The organism is Nonomuraea sp. NEAU-A123, assembly GCF_018603905.1.
Classification (GTDB): Bacteria; Actinomycetota; Actinomycetes; order Streptosporangiales; family Streptosporangiaceae; genus Nonomuraea.
In genome coordinates, this window is the sequence record NZ_JAHFZZ010000008.1 from 504,286 (window position 1) to 518,321 (window position 14,036).

Below are 14,036 nucleotides of genomic sequence, written 5' to 3' on the forward strand. Positions count from 1 at the left end.
GTAAAAAGAAGCCCCTAGACCCCGACCCCGGGCGGAGGGGGCCCAAAAGGGATTTTCAGCGGGCGAACTCGGTCGCGCGGGACTCACGAACAACAGTGATACGAATCTGACCCGGATAGGTCAGCTCCTCCTCGACCTGCTTCGCCACATCCCGCGCGATCACCTGCGCCTGGATGTCGTCGATGGCGTCAGGCTTCACCATGACCCGGATCTCCCGCCCCGCCTGCATGGCGAACACCTTCTCCACCCCCTCATACGACTGCGCGATCTCCTCCAGCCGCTCCAGCCGCTTGACGTACGCCTCCAACGACTCCCGCCGCGCCCCCGGACGGCTGCCGCTGATCGCGTCGGCCGCCTGCGTGAGCACGGCCTCGACCGTGCGGACCTCGACCTCGTTGTGGTGCGCCTCGATGGCGTGCACCACGTCCTCCTCCTCGCCGTATCTGCGGGCGATCTCCGCCCCGATCAGCGCGTGACTGCCCTCGACCTCGTGCGTCAGCGCCTTGCCGATGTCGTGCAGCAGGGCGCAGCGCTTCATCAGCGGCTGGTCCATCTTGAGCTCGGCGGCCATGATCCCGGCGATGTGCGCGGACTCGATGAGGTGTTTGAGGACGTTCTGGCCGTAGGAGGTGCGGTATCGGAGTTGGCCGAGCAGCAGCGTCAGCTCGGGGTGCATGTCCGTGATGCCCAGCTCGACCAGCGCGTCCTCGCCCGCCCGCGCGCACAGGTCCTGCACCTCCGCGCGGCTACGGTCGTGCGCCTCCTCGATGCGCTGCGGGTGGATGCGGCCGTCGAGCACCAGCTTCTCCAGCGTGAGCCGGGCAGTTTCCCGGCGCACCGGGTCAAAACACGACAGCAACACCGCTTCCGGGGTGTCATCGATGATCAGGTTCACGCCGGTCGTCGACTCGAACGCCCGGATGTTGCGCCCCTCACGGCCGATGATCCGGCCCTTCATCTCGTCACCGGGCAGGTGCAGCACGCTGACCACGGACTCGGCCGTCTGCTCCGCCGCCATCCGCTGCACCGCCAGCGTCACGATCTTGGTAGCGCGCTTCTCGCCCTCCTTGCGGGCGTCGCCCTCGATCTCCCTGATGATCAGGGCGGCCTCGCGCTTGGCCTGGTTCTCGATATCGCGTACCAGCTCGCTCTTGGCCTGCTCGCCGGTGAGCCCGGCGACGCGCTCGAGAATCACCCGCCGCTCGTTCTCGACCTGCAGCAACTCCGCGCGCCTGTCGGCCAGCTCGACCTCGGTCTCGGTCAGCTTGCGATCGCGTTCGGCCTGCCGCCTGGCCTCCTCGTCGAGCCGCTGCTCGCGCTCGGCCAGCCGTCCTTCCCTGCGTTCGAGGTCGGCCCGGAGCTCCTTGAGCTCCGCCTTGAGTATCCGGCCCTCTTCTTCGACCTCGCGCCGCAACTGCGCCGCACTCTCAGCGGCGGCCGCCGACCTGCGCAGGATCTCCCCCGCGTCGGACTCGGCCTTGCCACGGATCTCCCCGGCCTCTTCACGAGCCTGTTCGATCTCCTCGTGTACGGCCTGCAACTGCTCGGGGCTCGGCTTGAGCACTCGCGAACCGCTGCCCGACGTGCGGCGGACGACGATGAGCAACGCGGCGATCATCCCGAACGCCAGCAGGAGCACCGCCACCGACAGCACCACGACAAGCGGCCCCATGTGCTCCCCGCCCTCCTCGCGTCGTCAAGACTCGTAACGCGCCCTCAAAACGGGAGGGGTCACATGCGCGGCGCTGATCGCCCAAACGGCACCTTCACCACGACCGATATCCAACCAAGACTGACCGGGCGTCGACTGGGATAGCCGACACCTCGCCTGCCTCGATCCTTCGAGCTCGTTCGTCCGTCAATCACCGGTATGGCAATCCGCACTGCGCGGAGTAACTCCTCACTGCCGTCGAGGTTATGCGTCGAACAAGTCACGAGCAAGCAAACGAGTCATCAAGCGTGTCTTACAGGCGTGCATCTCGCCATTCAGGCAGATTTCCAGCTTCTGACCCGAAATACCCCTCCGCACACACCTATGGACGCAGGCAGGCATTGATCCGGCGTCGGACCGCACACAGACCGAAGTGACCCGATGGCGCCCCGGACACGGACCGGGAGTGATCCAGTGGCGACCCGGACGCCGACCGAAGTGACCCGGTGACGACCCGGACACGGACCGCGAGTGATCCGATGGCGGGCCGGTTGTGCAGGATCAGGAGAAGTCGTCTTCTATTTCGACGCCCTCCGCCTCCAGAACCTCGCGGATGACCCGGAAGGCCAGCCCGGGGGCGTACCCCTTTCTGGCCAGCATTCCGGCAAGGCGGCGAGTGCGGACCTGGGGGTCGAGGCCGCGGGTGGAGGACAGCTTGCGTTCCACGAGGCGCCGCGCCGTTTCGAGCTCCTGGTCGGGGTCGAGGCGGTCCACGGCCTCGTTGACGGTCTCGGAGTCGACACCCCGGTGGCGAAGCTCCGCGGCCAGGGCGCGCTTGGCCAGCCCGCGACCGTGGTGGCGGGAGTCGACCCACGCTTCGGCGAACGCCTCGTCGTTGATCAGGCCCAGCTCGGAGAAGCGGTCGAGGACCGTCTCCGCGGCTTCGTCCGGCACATCACGCTTACGCAGCGCCTCGGCCAGCTGGGCTCGCGTCTTGGGGGCCATCGTGAGCAGCCGGAGACAGATGGCCCGAGCCACCGACTCGGGGTCAGCGTGGGGAGTGGCCCCAGCGGCCGACTCCTCATCAGGCCCACCGGAAAGCCGCCCACCCCGCCCTCGAGACCCCCCCGAACGTGCTCCTTTCCCACCCCACCCACCTGATCGACGCCCTCTACCGGAGCGCTTTTCCCCACGCCGCCCGCCCTGGTAGGAACCATCTCCGGATGGTCCGTCGAAGGGAGCGTCATCAGGGTGACCGCCCTGGAAGGACCCATCCTCGGACTGGCCGCCGGAGTAGGAATCCGCCCCGGACTGACCTCCCGGATAGGGACTGTCCCCAGGCTGACCCCCCAGGCGGAGGCTGTCCTCAGGCTGACCATCCAGGCGAGGGCCGTCATCCGGCTGACCGTCCCCGGACAGGGCGCCGGAGTGGGAGTCGGCCTGGAACTGACCGCCCTGATAGGGGCCGTCCTCAGGCTGGCCGCCCAGGCTGGGACCGTCCTCAAGCTGGCCGCTTTCGGTGCCCAGCCCGGACGACAGATCGCCTGGGAATGGCACGTCACTTCGAGGGGACCGACTGCCTTCGGTGGACGGTGAGTCGCCTTGGGCAGGCGGCGAAGCGGTTTCCCGGGACGGGGTTGAGAGGCGCCCCTCGTCCTGCCCACCGCCCAGCTCAGAGCTCGGCTTGTGGATCGGCTCGGGAGCCGAGTCGGGGCGTGACTCGAAGGCCGGCTCAGAGGGCGGGCGAGTGGGTTGGGCGGGTGGCGGGTCGGCTGGTGGGCGGGGACGCTCGCGCCACTCGCTGAGCGACGGCCAGCCCCCCGACGGCGCGCCACCGGACCGGTCCCGGCCGGATCGGTCTTGGCTAGATCGGTCCTGGCTAGATCTAGGCAGGACCGATCTAGCCTGGCCGGACGGCTGTCCGCCCCGGGCTGAGGTGTCTGAGGAGCGGGAGGGCCAGGAGGCCTCCGGGGCCGGGGGCTGCGGTGGGGGGTTGTCGCTGGGGCTGCGGCGGTTGCGGCGGCGGCCCGGGGGTGGGGTGGGGAGGTCGGGCCAGGCGCCCCAGTCGTGGGAGTGGGGCGCCTGCGGCGGGTCCGTGTCACTCATGCGGCGACCGATCAGACGTCACCGGGCTTCGGCGTGGCGGCCTTGGCGCCGCGTCCCGAGGGAGCGGCGGCGGCCGGGGCGGGGGCTGCCGGGGGTGCCTCGGCGGGAGCATCGAGGCGGGGGCCGACGCCGAGCTTGTCCTTGATCTTCTTCTCGATCTCGTTGGACATGTCGGGGTGGTTCTTCAGGAAGTTGCGGGCGTTCTCCTTGCCCTGGCCGAGCTGCTCGCCCTCGTAGGTGTACCAGGCGCCGGACTTGCGGACGAAGCCGTGCTCGACGCCCATGTCGATGAGGCCGCCCTCGCGGGAGATGCCCACGCCGTAGAGGATGTCGAAGTCGGCGACCCGGAAGGGCGGGGCCATCTTGTTCTTGACGACCTTGATCCTCGTGCGGTTGCCGACCGCCTCCGTGCCGTCCTTGAGCGTCTCGATGCGGCGGATGTCGAGGCGGACCGAGGCGTAGAACTTGAGCGCCTTGCCACCGGTCGTGGTCTCGGGCGAGCCGAACATGACACCGATCTTCTCGCGGAGCTGGTTGATGAAGATGGCGGTGGTGCCGGTGTTGCTGAGCGCGCCGGCGACCTTGCGCAGGGCCTGGGACATCAGGCGAGCCTGGAGGCCGACGTGGCTGTCGCCCATCTCGCCCTCGATTTCGGCCTTGGGCACCAGCGCGGCCACCGAGTCGATGACGATGACGTCGACGGCGCCCGACCTGATCAGCATGTCGGCGATCTCAAGTGCCTGCTCACCCGTGTCGGGCTGGGAGACGAGCAGGGCGTCGGTGTCGACGCCGAGCTTCTTGGCGTATTCGGGGTCGAGGGCGTGCTCGGCGTCGATGAACGCGGCGATGCCGCCCGCGCGCTGGGCATTGGCCACCGCGTGCAGGGCGATCGTGGTCTTACCCGAGGACTCCGGGCCGTAGATCTCGACGATCCTGCCGCGCGGCAACCCTCCGATGCCCAGCGCGACGTCCAGGGAGATCGAACCCGTGGGAATCACTTCGATAGGGGCTCGGACTTCGTCGCCGAGGCGCATGACGGAGCCCTTGCCGAACTGCCTCTCGATCTGAGCGAGGGCGGTCTCGAGGGCCTTCTCGCGGTCGTTGATAGCCATGGGAACTCCCCCTGGAGGGTTGTGGTCCGATCAGTCGAGTGAAAGCTACGGCCTGCCACCGACAGTTTTGCGGAGTCGTGGGTGGGAGGGCGTGGCCTGGCAGGTTCCATCGTAGCCGAACGGCTGTTCGATCACATGCGGAACACGCGGTACTCGGGGAGGAAGTCCCACCGGCATCCCGTGTCACTGAAGGTTGAGCATCGTCGCTGAAGGTTGATGACCGCTCACGGGGACGGAGAACGGTCGCAGGAGATCGCTCTGCTCGCCGCCGTGGAAGGAAGAGTGCGCCGCCCGCCGTACCCGACGGACATCTGGTCCCGATAAATCCTCATGATAGATCGACTGAAGAACATTATTTGTCATTATGGGACGAGCTAGAAGTCGGGCTCGTGCCCGCGCAGATGGGCACGCATCCCGGAAACGGCGTGGTCATCGTCCCCCTCGATGACGACCTCACCTTGCCGATCTGTTACGTCGTCCGTCGAGACTCTGACAATCCCGCTGCTCACCTCCTTTTGGAGCACATCATCAGCCTGGCGGGACGACCCGCCAGGGCCCCGGCATAGCAAGAGGAGACCCCCGTGAGGCTGGCCAGGGTCCGGACCGAGAACGGCCCGCGCATCGCATCGATCGGCCCGTACGACGACATCGTGCTGCCGGCCCACTCGACCACCATGGACTGGGAGGTCGAGCTCGCGGTCATCATCGGCGCCGATCTCCGCGAGGCCTCGGACGAGCAATGCCGCGAGGCCGTCGCCGGCGGAGCTCAGCCGGGTGGGCCGGCCAAAACTGCGATCCGGCAAGCAGGTGTTCGACGAGGTCGCTCTGGGGTTGGCAAGCTGTGTACGCGGACAGCCTCAGCCGAACCAGACGATCAGGCGTACGTTCTCGTCCCCGTACTCGGCGGCCAGATCCCGCATCGCCTTCCACACCGGAGCCCAGCGCTCGTCGTCCGGGGAGGCGAGCATCCGTGCCGTGAGGACCACGGGCCGGTACACCACGCCGTTCAGCCGCACCTCGCCGCCCGGCGGCCACTCCGACGGTGCGAGGAGCACGTGCTCACGCGATATTTCCTTGGTTCGTGTTGAGCACGGCTGCGAGTCCTTTGACAACCTCGGCGGCCATCACGGCCTGGCCTGAGGTCGAGAAGTGAATGCGGTCGGCGCTCAGCAGGTCCGGCCGGGAATTGAGCGGGTGGTCCCACATGTCGACGAGCACGGCATCGTGGTCTGCGGCCAGTACGCGGGTGATGGCGTTGAGTTTGCGTACCCGGTCCGGCCAGTCCGGGAATTTCGGCACCACGAAGGCCTTGCCCAACGTGAACGTCGTCAGTTGGGCGCCGGTGCCTGCGGCGAGTTCGAACACGCGCCGCAGTGTCTGCTCGATGGTCGTGAAGTCGGGCTCCGGATGAAAAAGGTCGTTCGCCCCGCACGGCACATGGACCAGGTCGGGGCCGAACGCGAGCATCCGGTCCGCCTGCGTCGCCAGTGTTCTGGCGGTCGTCGCCCCGATCTCCGCGATGTTCAGGTAGGCCAGATCGGGATGGACCCGGCGAAGGAGGTCCGCGACACGCTCGGCCCATCCCAGGTTGGCGTAGCCGGGCTCGGGTCTCCGGTGCCCGCCGAGAGGCTGTCGCCGATCACCGAGAACCGGCGCCAGGGCGCGTCGGCGAGGAGCTCCGCGGCGCGCGCCGGCGACAGGCAGAAGGGGTCGGACTCTTCGGTGCGAGAGGCCGCTGTGGCAGTCATAAGGTAAACGTACGATCGTTCGTTCTTATATGGCAAATCAAGGCAGGACGGGAACATGAGCCACCTGGGATGAAACTGCTCACTGCTTGTCAGTCCGGGTCTCCGATGGCCAGCAGGCGGTTGGGGGTGCCAGGAACATCGACGAGGCCGAAGGCGTTGCTGCCGCCCTCGGAGAGTGCTGTCTGGCGCTTCCAACGCCGCCCGTCGTAATGCATCAACGTGACATAGGAGGAGTTGTCCTTTTCGTCGCCCGCTACCCATACGTCGTCCTCGCCGATGACGGCGATGCCACGCAGCGAGCCTTCCCATCGGGGCAACGTGACCTCTTTCCAGGAGGTTCCGTTCCAGTGCAGGACCATCGATCTGTCTGACCCGTACCCCTCACAGTCCCGGGAGGTGCCGCGCTCGCCCACCGCCCACACATCGGACGGGCCGTTCTCCTGGATGTGCAGCAGGGTGCCACGGCCCAGCGGGGGCAGCCGCATCTCCACCGGCGCGCTGCGGGGGGACGTGCTGCGCCAGATCGCCGGGCGTGAGTCGGCGCACCGCCCTCGGGAGGAACTCCCCGCGATCCACACATGCCCGGATCCGGCGTCCACGGCGTGGAATCGGCTTCCGCCCGGGAACTCCCGCCTGCCGAAGCCTCTGCCGTTCCAGGTCAGGAAGACCGGGATGGACGTCTTGTCGTCCCCGCGCCGGCCGACCAGGAAGGCCCGTGAGCCGTCCACGGCAACGTCGTTCAGCGAATCGAGTTTCGGCAGGTCGGAGGGCCTGAGCGTCTCCCAGTCACGGCCGTCCCAACGCAGGGCGAAGGGACGCCGAACGTCCTCGTAATCCTCGGTGAGGTCGCCGATGTCGCCCACTGCCCAGACATTGTCCGGCCCGTCGGCGTCCACTCCCCGAACGAAGGAGTCGAGCGCATCGGGGAATCGTTGCGACGCTTGCACCTCCACATGCCATCGGGTGCCGTCCCTCCGCAGGAGCAGGCCGTAGGACGGCTCGTCCTCCGCGCTGGTGTAGTAGCCGGCCGCCCAGGCCGTGTCCTGGCCCGCCGTCGCGGCGTCGAACAACACGGTGCCGCCATGCGGGTCGACCTCCACCCCGAGCTCGTCCTCCGAGGGAGACGCCGAAGGGCGCTCCTCCGACGGCCGCGGTGTCGTGCTCGCTGTCGGCACCTCCGATGTGGGGGCCGCCGGGTTCGCCGTGCAGGCCGCCAGCGCGAGCACACAGACAACCAACATGATCTTCACGTCTTCAGGGTCTCGTGATACTCGCCGGGCATGTGCTGGAAGCGCAAAAGATGCCAGATGCCACTTTGGCCGACAAGGCGTATTCAAGGAGCCGAGGGCCGGCAACAGCCCGGCGCGTTCCGCACACCTGACATTCATAGGCAATACGCCGTACGTGTTGTCACACACCCTGAGCTGGGGAGACTCTGAACCAGAGGTTTGGAGGCGGCGACGTGACGAGCAGCACGTACACCGGAGAACGACGCGCCCATCTGGAAGCACTCGCCGCGTTGTTGCCCGGTCACGGGCTGGCGAGCCGCATGGTCGGCGGTGCGGAGCCGGTGCTGTGGGCGTGGCATCCCCGCACCGGCAGGCAGACGCTCGTCTTCGCCACCCCCGGGCGTCGTGGGTGGGAGTTCCTGTGGTCGCCCGGCGGTCAGGGCACCGCCGACGACCTGCCCCAGACGGTCCGCGCGCTGAAGGAGAGTATGGATCCGGGGAGCTAGCGGAGCCGGGAGGAGACGTTTTCGACCTGGCAGACCGCGCGCCAGACGGTCTTGGCGCTCTCGCCGTCGGCCAGCGCCTGGTCGACCGTGCGCCCGTCGAGCGGGGCGATCACGTAGTCGCGGGCCCACGAGTCGGCGTATGACTCGCCGAAGTGGGCACGCATCCTTCTCCAGAACTCGGTCAGGCGCATCACCCAAGTATGGAACCGCCGCCAGAGTGGTAGGACACCCCCATGGCAAAGACCCCCAAGTCCTCCCCGTCCAAGTCCGCCCGGTGCAAAGCCAACCGGACGAAGCGCCGTCAGCTCCGCTTAGCCCAGCGCTCAGCCGTACAACAGGAAAAATCCGAACGAGCCGAAAGGCACGCAGGCATCAGGCAGGAACCTCGGGCGGGCACACCGCGGACGCGTAGAGCGTCGCGACGGTAGTTCACATCACGCGCGAGCCGTACATCTCCCCCAGATGGTCGGCGAGCAGCTCCAGCCGGGCGCCGTCGGGGTCCCGGAAGTAGATGGAGGCGCCGCTCTCGATCTGGTGCGGCACGCCGGCCATCTCCAGTTTGCCGCGCAGCCGTTCCCAGGTGGCGGGGTCGACGGAGATCGCGATGTGGTGCAGGCCGCCGAGCACCTCCTGATAGGGGCCGAGGTCGAGCCCTGGGAAGTCGAAGAAGGCCAGTAGGTTCCCGTTGCCGATGTCGAAGAAGAAGTGGTTGGAGCCCTTGTAGTCCCGGTTCTCGAAGATCTCCGTCAAGGGGAACTCAAGCAGCTCCTGGTAGAACTTGACCGTCCGCTCCACGTCCGACGACAGTAGAGCGAGGTGATGCAGGCCGCGCGCGCTGCTCGACGGTCGGTGCGCTAATAGATAGCGCTCCCTGATGTCCTCGCGGCGGGTCTTGATGGCTGCGTAGTCGATGCCCACGATCGCTCTATGTCCGCAGCGCCCCCGCCTCAATCGCCTACCGCCGCCACAATGAGTTTTCTGTCGGTGCTACGAGGCACTATGTGCAGGTGAGCTCGCTAGACCATTTCACCCACGGGACCAGGCAGTGGTTCGCCGGAGCGTTCGAGGCGCCCACGAGCGCGCAGGAAGGCGCGTGGGAGTCCATCGCGCGCGGCGACAACACGCTCGTGGTGGCGCCCACCGGGTCGGGCAAGACCCTGGCGGCTTTCCTGTGGTCGCTCGACCGGCTGGCCGCCGACCCCACCCGGGCAGATCCGAAACAGGCTCACAAGGGGACCAGGGTCCTGTACGTCTCGCCGCTCAAGGCCCTGGCCGTCGACGTGGAGCGCAACCTGCGCGCCCCGCTGGCCGGGCTCAAGCAGACCGCGCGCCGGCTGGGCCTGCCGGTGCCGGACATCTCGGTGGCGATCCGCTCCGGCGACACCCCGGCCCAGGACCGCAGGCGGTTCGCCGCCAAGCCGTCCGACATCCTCATCACCACGCCGGAGTCGCTGTTCCTGCTGCTCACCAGCCAGGCGCGCGAGGCGTTGCGCGGCGTCGAGACGGTGATCGTCGACGAGGTGCACGCGGTGGCCGCCACCAAGCGCGGCGCGCACCTGGCGCTCAGCCTGGAGCGGCTCGACGCCCTGCTCGAGCGGCCCGCGCAGCGGATCGGGCTGTCGGCGACGGTGCGGCCGGTGAGCGAGGTCGCGGCGTTCCTGGGCGGCTCCCGTCCCGCGACGGTCGTGCAGCCGCCCTCCGACAAGCGCATCGAGGTCAAGGTGATCGTCCCGGTCGAGGACATGACCGAGATGGAGGGCAGGCCGGGGCCTGCCGACGGCGAGGAGCCCGAGCCGTCCAGCCGGTCGATCTGGCCGCACGTCGAGGAGCGGCTGTTCGACCTGATCGAGGCCCACTCGTCGACGATCGTGTTCGCCAACTCCAGACGGCTGGCCGAACGCCTCTGCACCAGGCTCAACGAGCTGGCCTATGAGCGGGCGCAGGGGCCCGAGGCCGTCGATCTGTCGATCTGGGAGACGCCGCTGCCCGGAGACCCGCCGCGGCGGACGCCCGCCGAGACGCCGCTGCCGGGAGAGCCGCCCCGGCGGGCACCCGCGGAGATGATGGCGCAGGCCGGGGCGAGCAGGGGCGTGGTCACCGAGATCGTCCGCGCGCACCACGGATCGGTGTCCAAGGAGGAGCGGGCGCAGATCGAGGAGGCGCTCAAGTCGGGCCGCCTGCCCGCCGTGGTCGCGACGTCCAGCCTGGAGCTGGGCATCGACATGGGCGCGGTCGACCTGGTCGCCTGCGTGGAGGCGCCGCCGAGCGTGGCGAGCGGGCTCCAGCGCATCGGCCGGGCGGGTCACCAGGTGGGCGCGGTGTCCAGGGGAGTGATCTTCCCGAAATACCGCGGCGACCTGATCCAGACCGCCGTGGTGGCCGAACGCATGAAGAGCGGCCAGATCGAGGAGCTGCGCTACCCGCGCAACCCGCTCGACGTGCTGGCCCAGCAGATCGTGGCGATGACCGCGCTGGAGGAGTGGACGGTCGACGAGCTGGAGGCCGTGGTCAAGCGGGCCGCCCCCTACGCGACGCTGCCGCGCACCGCGCTGGAGGCCACGCTCGACATGCTCGCGGGCCGCTACCCGAGCGAGGAGTTCGCCGAGCTGCGACCGCGCGTCGTCTGGGACCGGGTGACGGGCACGCTGCGGGGCCGTCCGGGCACGCAGCGGCTGGCGGTGACCAACGGCGGCACGATCCCCGACCGCGGGCTGTTCGGCGTCTTCCTGGTGGGAGAGAAGGCGTCGCGGGTGGGCGAGCTGGACGAGGAGATGGTCTACGAGTCACGGGTCGGCGACGTGTTCGTGCTGGGCGCCACATCCTGGCGGATCGAGGACATCACCACCGACCGGGTGCTCGTCTCCCCCGCGCCCGGCCAGCCGGGCAAGTTGCCGTTCTGGCACGGCGACACCCCGGGAAGACCCGCTGAGCTGGGCCAGGCGATCGGCGCGTTCCTCCGCGAACACGCCGGAAACACCTCGACCGACCGCATGCGGGCGGCCGGGCTCGACGCGTACGCCGCCGGCAACCTGCGCGCCTACCTCGACGAGCAGCGCGAAGCCACCGGCTACGTCCCCGACGACCGCACCCTCCTGGTCGAACGCTTCCACGACGAGCTCGGCGACTGGCGCGTGGTCATCCACTCCCCCTACGGCGCGCGGGTCCACGCCCCGTGGGCCCTGGCGATCAACCGGCGGCTGCGCGAGCGTTACGGCCTCGACGTGCAGGCCGTGCACTCCGACGACGGCATCGTGCTGCGGATCCCCGACACGCTGGCCGAGCCGCCCACCGACGTGGCGGCCTTCGACGCCGAGGAGATCGAGCAGATCGTCACCGAGGAGCTGGGCGGCTCGGCGATGTTCGCCTCCCGGTTCAGGGAGTGCGCGGGCCGGGCCCTGCTGCTGCCGCGCCGCGTGCCCGGCCGGCGCAGCCCCCTCTGGCAGCAGCGGCAGCGGGCCGCCCACCTGCTGGGGGTGGCCTCGCAGTACGCGTCGTTCCCGATCGTGCTGGAGACGATGCGCGAGTGCCTCCAGGACGTGTTCGACGTGCCCGGGCTGGTGCGGCTGATGCGTGACATCGCCGCGCGCCGGGTGCGGGTGGTGGAGGTGGAGACGTCGCAGGCGTCGCCGTTCGCCGCGTCGCTGCTGTTCCACTACATCGGCGCGTTCATGTACGAGGGCGACGCGCCGCTGGCCGAACGCCGGGCCCAGGCGCTGGCGCTCGACACGACGCTGCTGGCCGAGCTGCTCGGCCAGGCCGACCTGCGCGAGTTGCTCGACCCCGACGTCATCTCCGACAGCGAACGCGAGCTGGCCAGGCTCGACCGGCCGTTGCGCGACGCCGAGGACCTGGCCGACCTGCTGCGCTCGCACGGGCCGCTGCTCGTGCCCGACGTGAGCGTACGCGGCGGCGATCCCACCTGGCTGACGGAGCTCGAACACGCCCGCCGGGCGATCCGGGTGCGCATCGCGGGCGAGGAGCAGTGGGCGGCGATCGAGGACGCGGCCAGGCTGCGCGACGCGCTGGGCGCGCCGCTGCCGGTGGGGATCCCGCACGCGTTCCTGGAGCCGGTCGCCGACCCGCTGGCCGACCTCGTGGCCCGTCATGCCCGTACGCGCGGGCCCTTCCACGCCGGTACGGCCGCCGCCAGGTTCGGGCTCGGCGTGGCCGTGGTGACCGACGCCCTGCGGCGGCTGGCGGCGGCCGGGCGGGTGGTCAGCGGGGAGTTCCGGCCGGGCGGCAGGGGCGAGGAGTGGTGCGACGCCGGTGTGCTGCGGATGTTGCGGCGCAGGTCTCTGGCGCGGCTCCGCAAAGAGGTCGAGCCGGTCGCGCCCGAGACGCTCGCGCTGTTCATGCCGGCCTGGCACGGCATCACCGGCTCGACCCAGGCGCCACGCGGTGCGGCTGGGGCGGCTCGGGCCATGGACGCATTGATCCACAGCGTCGAGCAGCTTCAGGGGGCCGCCGTGCCCGCCTCGGCGCTGGAGACGCTGGTGCTGCCCTCGCGGGTGCCCGGCTACCACCCGGCACTGCTCGACGAGCTGACCGCCTCAGGTGAGGTGATGTGGGCGGGCCAGGGGTCGCTGCCCGGCGGGGACGGATGGGTGTCGCTCTACTTCGCCGACACCGCGCCGCTGCTGCTGCCCGAGCCCGGCCAGATCACGATGACGCCGGTGCACGAGCAGGTGCTCGACGTGCTGGGCGGCGGCGGGGCACTGTTCTTCCGGGGCATCTCCGACCAGCTCGGCTCGCTCGACGACGCGGCTTTGGTGTCGGCGCTGTGGGACCTGGCGTGGTCGGGGCGGGTGTCCGGTGACACGCTGGCGCCGCTGCGCGCCACGCTCGGGTCGGGACGGCCCGCGCACCGGCCCGCCACCACGCGCCGGCGCCGAGCCGTGCTGCCGAGCAGGAGCGGGCCGCCCACGGTGGGCGGGCGGTGGTGGCTGCTTCCCTCACCCGCCGAGGACGCCACCCAGCGGGCGCAGGCACAGGCCGAGGTGCTCCTCGAACGGCACGGGGTGGTGACGCGGGGCGCGGTGACGTCGGAGCGGCTGCCTGGCGGGTTCACCCCGGTCTATCAGGTGTTGCGGGCCTACGAGGAGAGCGGGCGGTGCCGCCGGGGCTACTTCGTCGAGGGGCTCGGGGGCGCGCAGTTCGCGCTGCCGGGAGCGGTGGACCGGATGCGGGCCATGGCCCCGGGCATCGCGCCGACCAGCCCGGCCTCGAGCGCTCCCACGGGGACCTTCGGGCGGACGGGCGGCGGCGACGGGAGTACGGCGCGCAGGGCGGTCGTGCTGGCCTCGGCCGATCCGGCCAACCCCTATGGAGCGGCGCTGCCGTGGCCGGCGCATCCCGGCGAGGTGGGGCACAAGCCCGGCAGGAAGGCGGGCGCGCTGGTGGTGCTGGTGGACGGGTTCCTCGTGCTGTACGTCGAGCGGGGCGGCAAGACGCTGCTGTCGTTCGCCGACGACGAGCGGCTGCGGCCGGCCGTGGACGCGCTGGCGCTGGCCGTACGGGATGGGGCGCTCGGCAAGCTGACCGTCGAGCGGGCGGACGGCACCTCGATCGGCGAGTCGCCGATGGCAGCGGCGCTGGAGGAGGCCGGTTTCCACCCGACGCCGCGAGGTCTTCGCCTGCGCGCCTGACCACAAGAGGCCGCACGACCGGGCACGAGACGCCGCGCG

Annotated in this window: 12 protein-coding genes and 1 pseudogene; 4 read left to right on the plus strand and 9 right to left on the minus strand. The window is 69.8% G+C overall.

The window, feature by feature from the left end; all coding sequences use genetic code 11:
* Window positions 1–55: 55 nt before the first annotated feature.
* Together rny and recX are read right to left on the minus strand one after the other, a co-directional pair.
* Window positions 56–1,672 (minus strand): ribonuclease Y, encoded by a 1,617-nt coding sequence (gene rny / locus KLK06_RS27495; RefSeq protein WP_250906053.1) that lies wholly within the window; start codon window positions 1,670–1,672, stop codon window positions 56–58.
* A gap of 540 nt (window positions 1,673–2,212) precedes the next feature.
* Entirely contained in the window at window positions 2,213–3,004 is a 792-nt protein-coding gene (gene recX / locus KLK06_RS60170) for a recombination regulator RecX (RefSeq protein WP_250906131.1), read from the minus strand.
* Between recX and KLK06_RS60175 the strand changes: the two genes are divergently transcribed.
* Window positions 2,903–3,247, plus strand: a complete 345-nt coding sequence (locus KLK06_RS60175) for a hypothetical protein (RefSeq protein WP_250906140.1) — start codon at window positions 2,903–2,905, stop codon at window positions 3,245–3,247. The two genes, recX and KLK06_RS60175, sit on opposite strands and share 102 nt — an antisense overlap.
* 521 nt (window positions 3,248–3,768) lie before the next feature.
* Here the strand turns inward: KLK06_RS60175 and recA are convergent.
* Entirely contained in the window at window positions 3,769–4,869 is a 1,101-nt protein-coding gene (gene recA, locus KLK06_RS27505; RefSeq protein ID WP_214638506.1) for a recombinase RecA, read from the minus strand.
* A 581-nt stretch (window positions 4,870–5,450) separates the two neighbouring features.
* Between recA and KLK06_RS63140 the strand changes: the two are divergent.
* Window positions 5,451–5,618, plus strand: a pseudogene (locus KLK06_RS63140) (fumarylacetoacetate hydrolase family protein); the annotation flags it as partial.
* Between the two features lie 108 nt (window positions 5,619–5,726).
* On the opposite strand, the gene KLK06_RS60180 reads toward KLK06_RS63140, so the two are convergent.
* From KLK06_RS60180 to KLK06_RS27520, 4 genes are all read right to left on the minus strand, one after another.
* Entirely contained in the window at window positions 5,727–5,924 is a 198-nt protein-coding gene (locus tag KLK06_RS60180; RefSeq protein WP_250906054.1) for a hypothetical protein, read from the minus strand.
* Between the two features lie 4 nt (window positions 5,925–5,928).
* Entirely contained in the window at window positions 5,929–6,456 is a 528-nt protein-coding gene (locus KLK06_RS27515; RefSeq protein ID WP_308168471.1) for an SGNH/GDSL hydrolase family protein, read from the minus strand.
* Window positions 6,393–6,617, minus strand: a complete 225-nt coding sequence (locus KLK06_RS60185; RefSeq protein ID WP_250906055.1) for a hypothetical protein — start codon at window positions 6,615–6,617, stop codon at window positions 6,393–6,395. The genes KLK06_RS27515 and KLK06_RS60185 overlap by 64 nt, the downstream gene beginning before the upstream one ends.
* Before the next feature lie 89 nt (window positions 6,618–6,706).
* Window positions 6,707–7,867: a hypothetical protein gene (locus KLK06_RS27520; RefSeq protein WP_214638508.1), complete on the minus strand. Its 1,161-nt coding sequence runs from the start codon at window positions 7,865–7,867 to the stop codon at window positions 6,707–6,709.
* Window positions 7,868–8,079: 212 nt separating this feature from the next.
* Here KLK06_RS27520 and KLK06_RS27525 point away from each other — a divergent pair, with 212 nt between their 5' ends.
* Window positions 8,080–8,352, plus strand: a complete 273-nt coding sequence (locus tag KLK06_RS27525; protein WP_214638509.1) for a hypothetical protein — start codon at window positions 8,080–8,082, stop codon at window positions 8,350–8,352.
* Here the strand turns inward: KLK06_RS27525 and KLK06_RS27530 are convergent.
* The gene (locus KLK06_RS27530) at window positions 8,349–8,543 is read right to left on the minus strand and encodes a DUF3046 domain-containing protein (protein WP_214638510.1); all 195 of its coding nucleotides are present in this window, start codon (window positions 8,541–8,543) and stop codon (window positions 8,349–8,351) included. The two genes, KLK06_RS27525 and KLK06_RS27530, sit on opposite strands and share 4 nt — an antisense overlap.
* Before the next feature lie 238 nt (window positions 8,544–8,781).
* Window positions 8,782–9,270 carry a VOC family protein gene (locus KLK06_RS27535; RefSeq protein ID WP_214638511.1) on the minus strand — a complete coding sequence of 163 codons (489 nt, stop codon included), beginning with the start codon at window positions 9,268–9,270 and terminating at the stop codon, window positions 8,782–8,784.
* 89 nt (window positions 9,271–9,359) lie between these two features.
* On the opposite strand from KLK06_RS27535, the gene KLK06_RS27540 reads away from it, so the two are divergent.
* Complete coding sequence (locus KLK06_RS27540) at window positions 9,360–13,997, plus strand: ATP-dependent helicase (RefSeq protein ID WP_214638512.1); 4,638 nt, start codon at window positions 9,360–9,362, stop codon at window positions 13,995–13,997.
* Window positions 13,998–14,036: the final 39 nt, after the last annotated feature.

What these genes read in the sequence shown, in the direction of transcription:
- rny (WP_250906053.1), bottom strand. Translation starts at nt 1,672, where the DNA reads ATGGGGCCGCTTGTCGTGGTGCTGTCGGTGGCGGTGCTCCTGCTGGCG.
- recA (WP_214638506.1), bottom strand. Translation starts at nt 4,869, where the DNA reads ATGGCTATCAACGACCGCGAGAAGGCCCTCGAGACCGCCCTCGCTCAG.
- KLK06_RS60185 (WP_250906055.1), bottom strand. Translation starts at nt 6,617, where the DNA reads ATGACTGCCACAGCGGCCTCTCGCACCGAAGAGTCCGACCCCTTCTGC.
- KLK06_RS27530 (WP_214638510.1), bottom strand. Translation starts at nt 8,543, where the DNA reads ATGCGCCTGACCGAGTTCTGGAGAAGGATGCGTGCCCACTTCGGCGAG.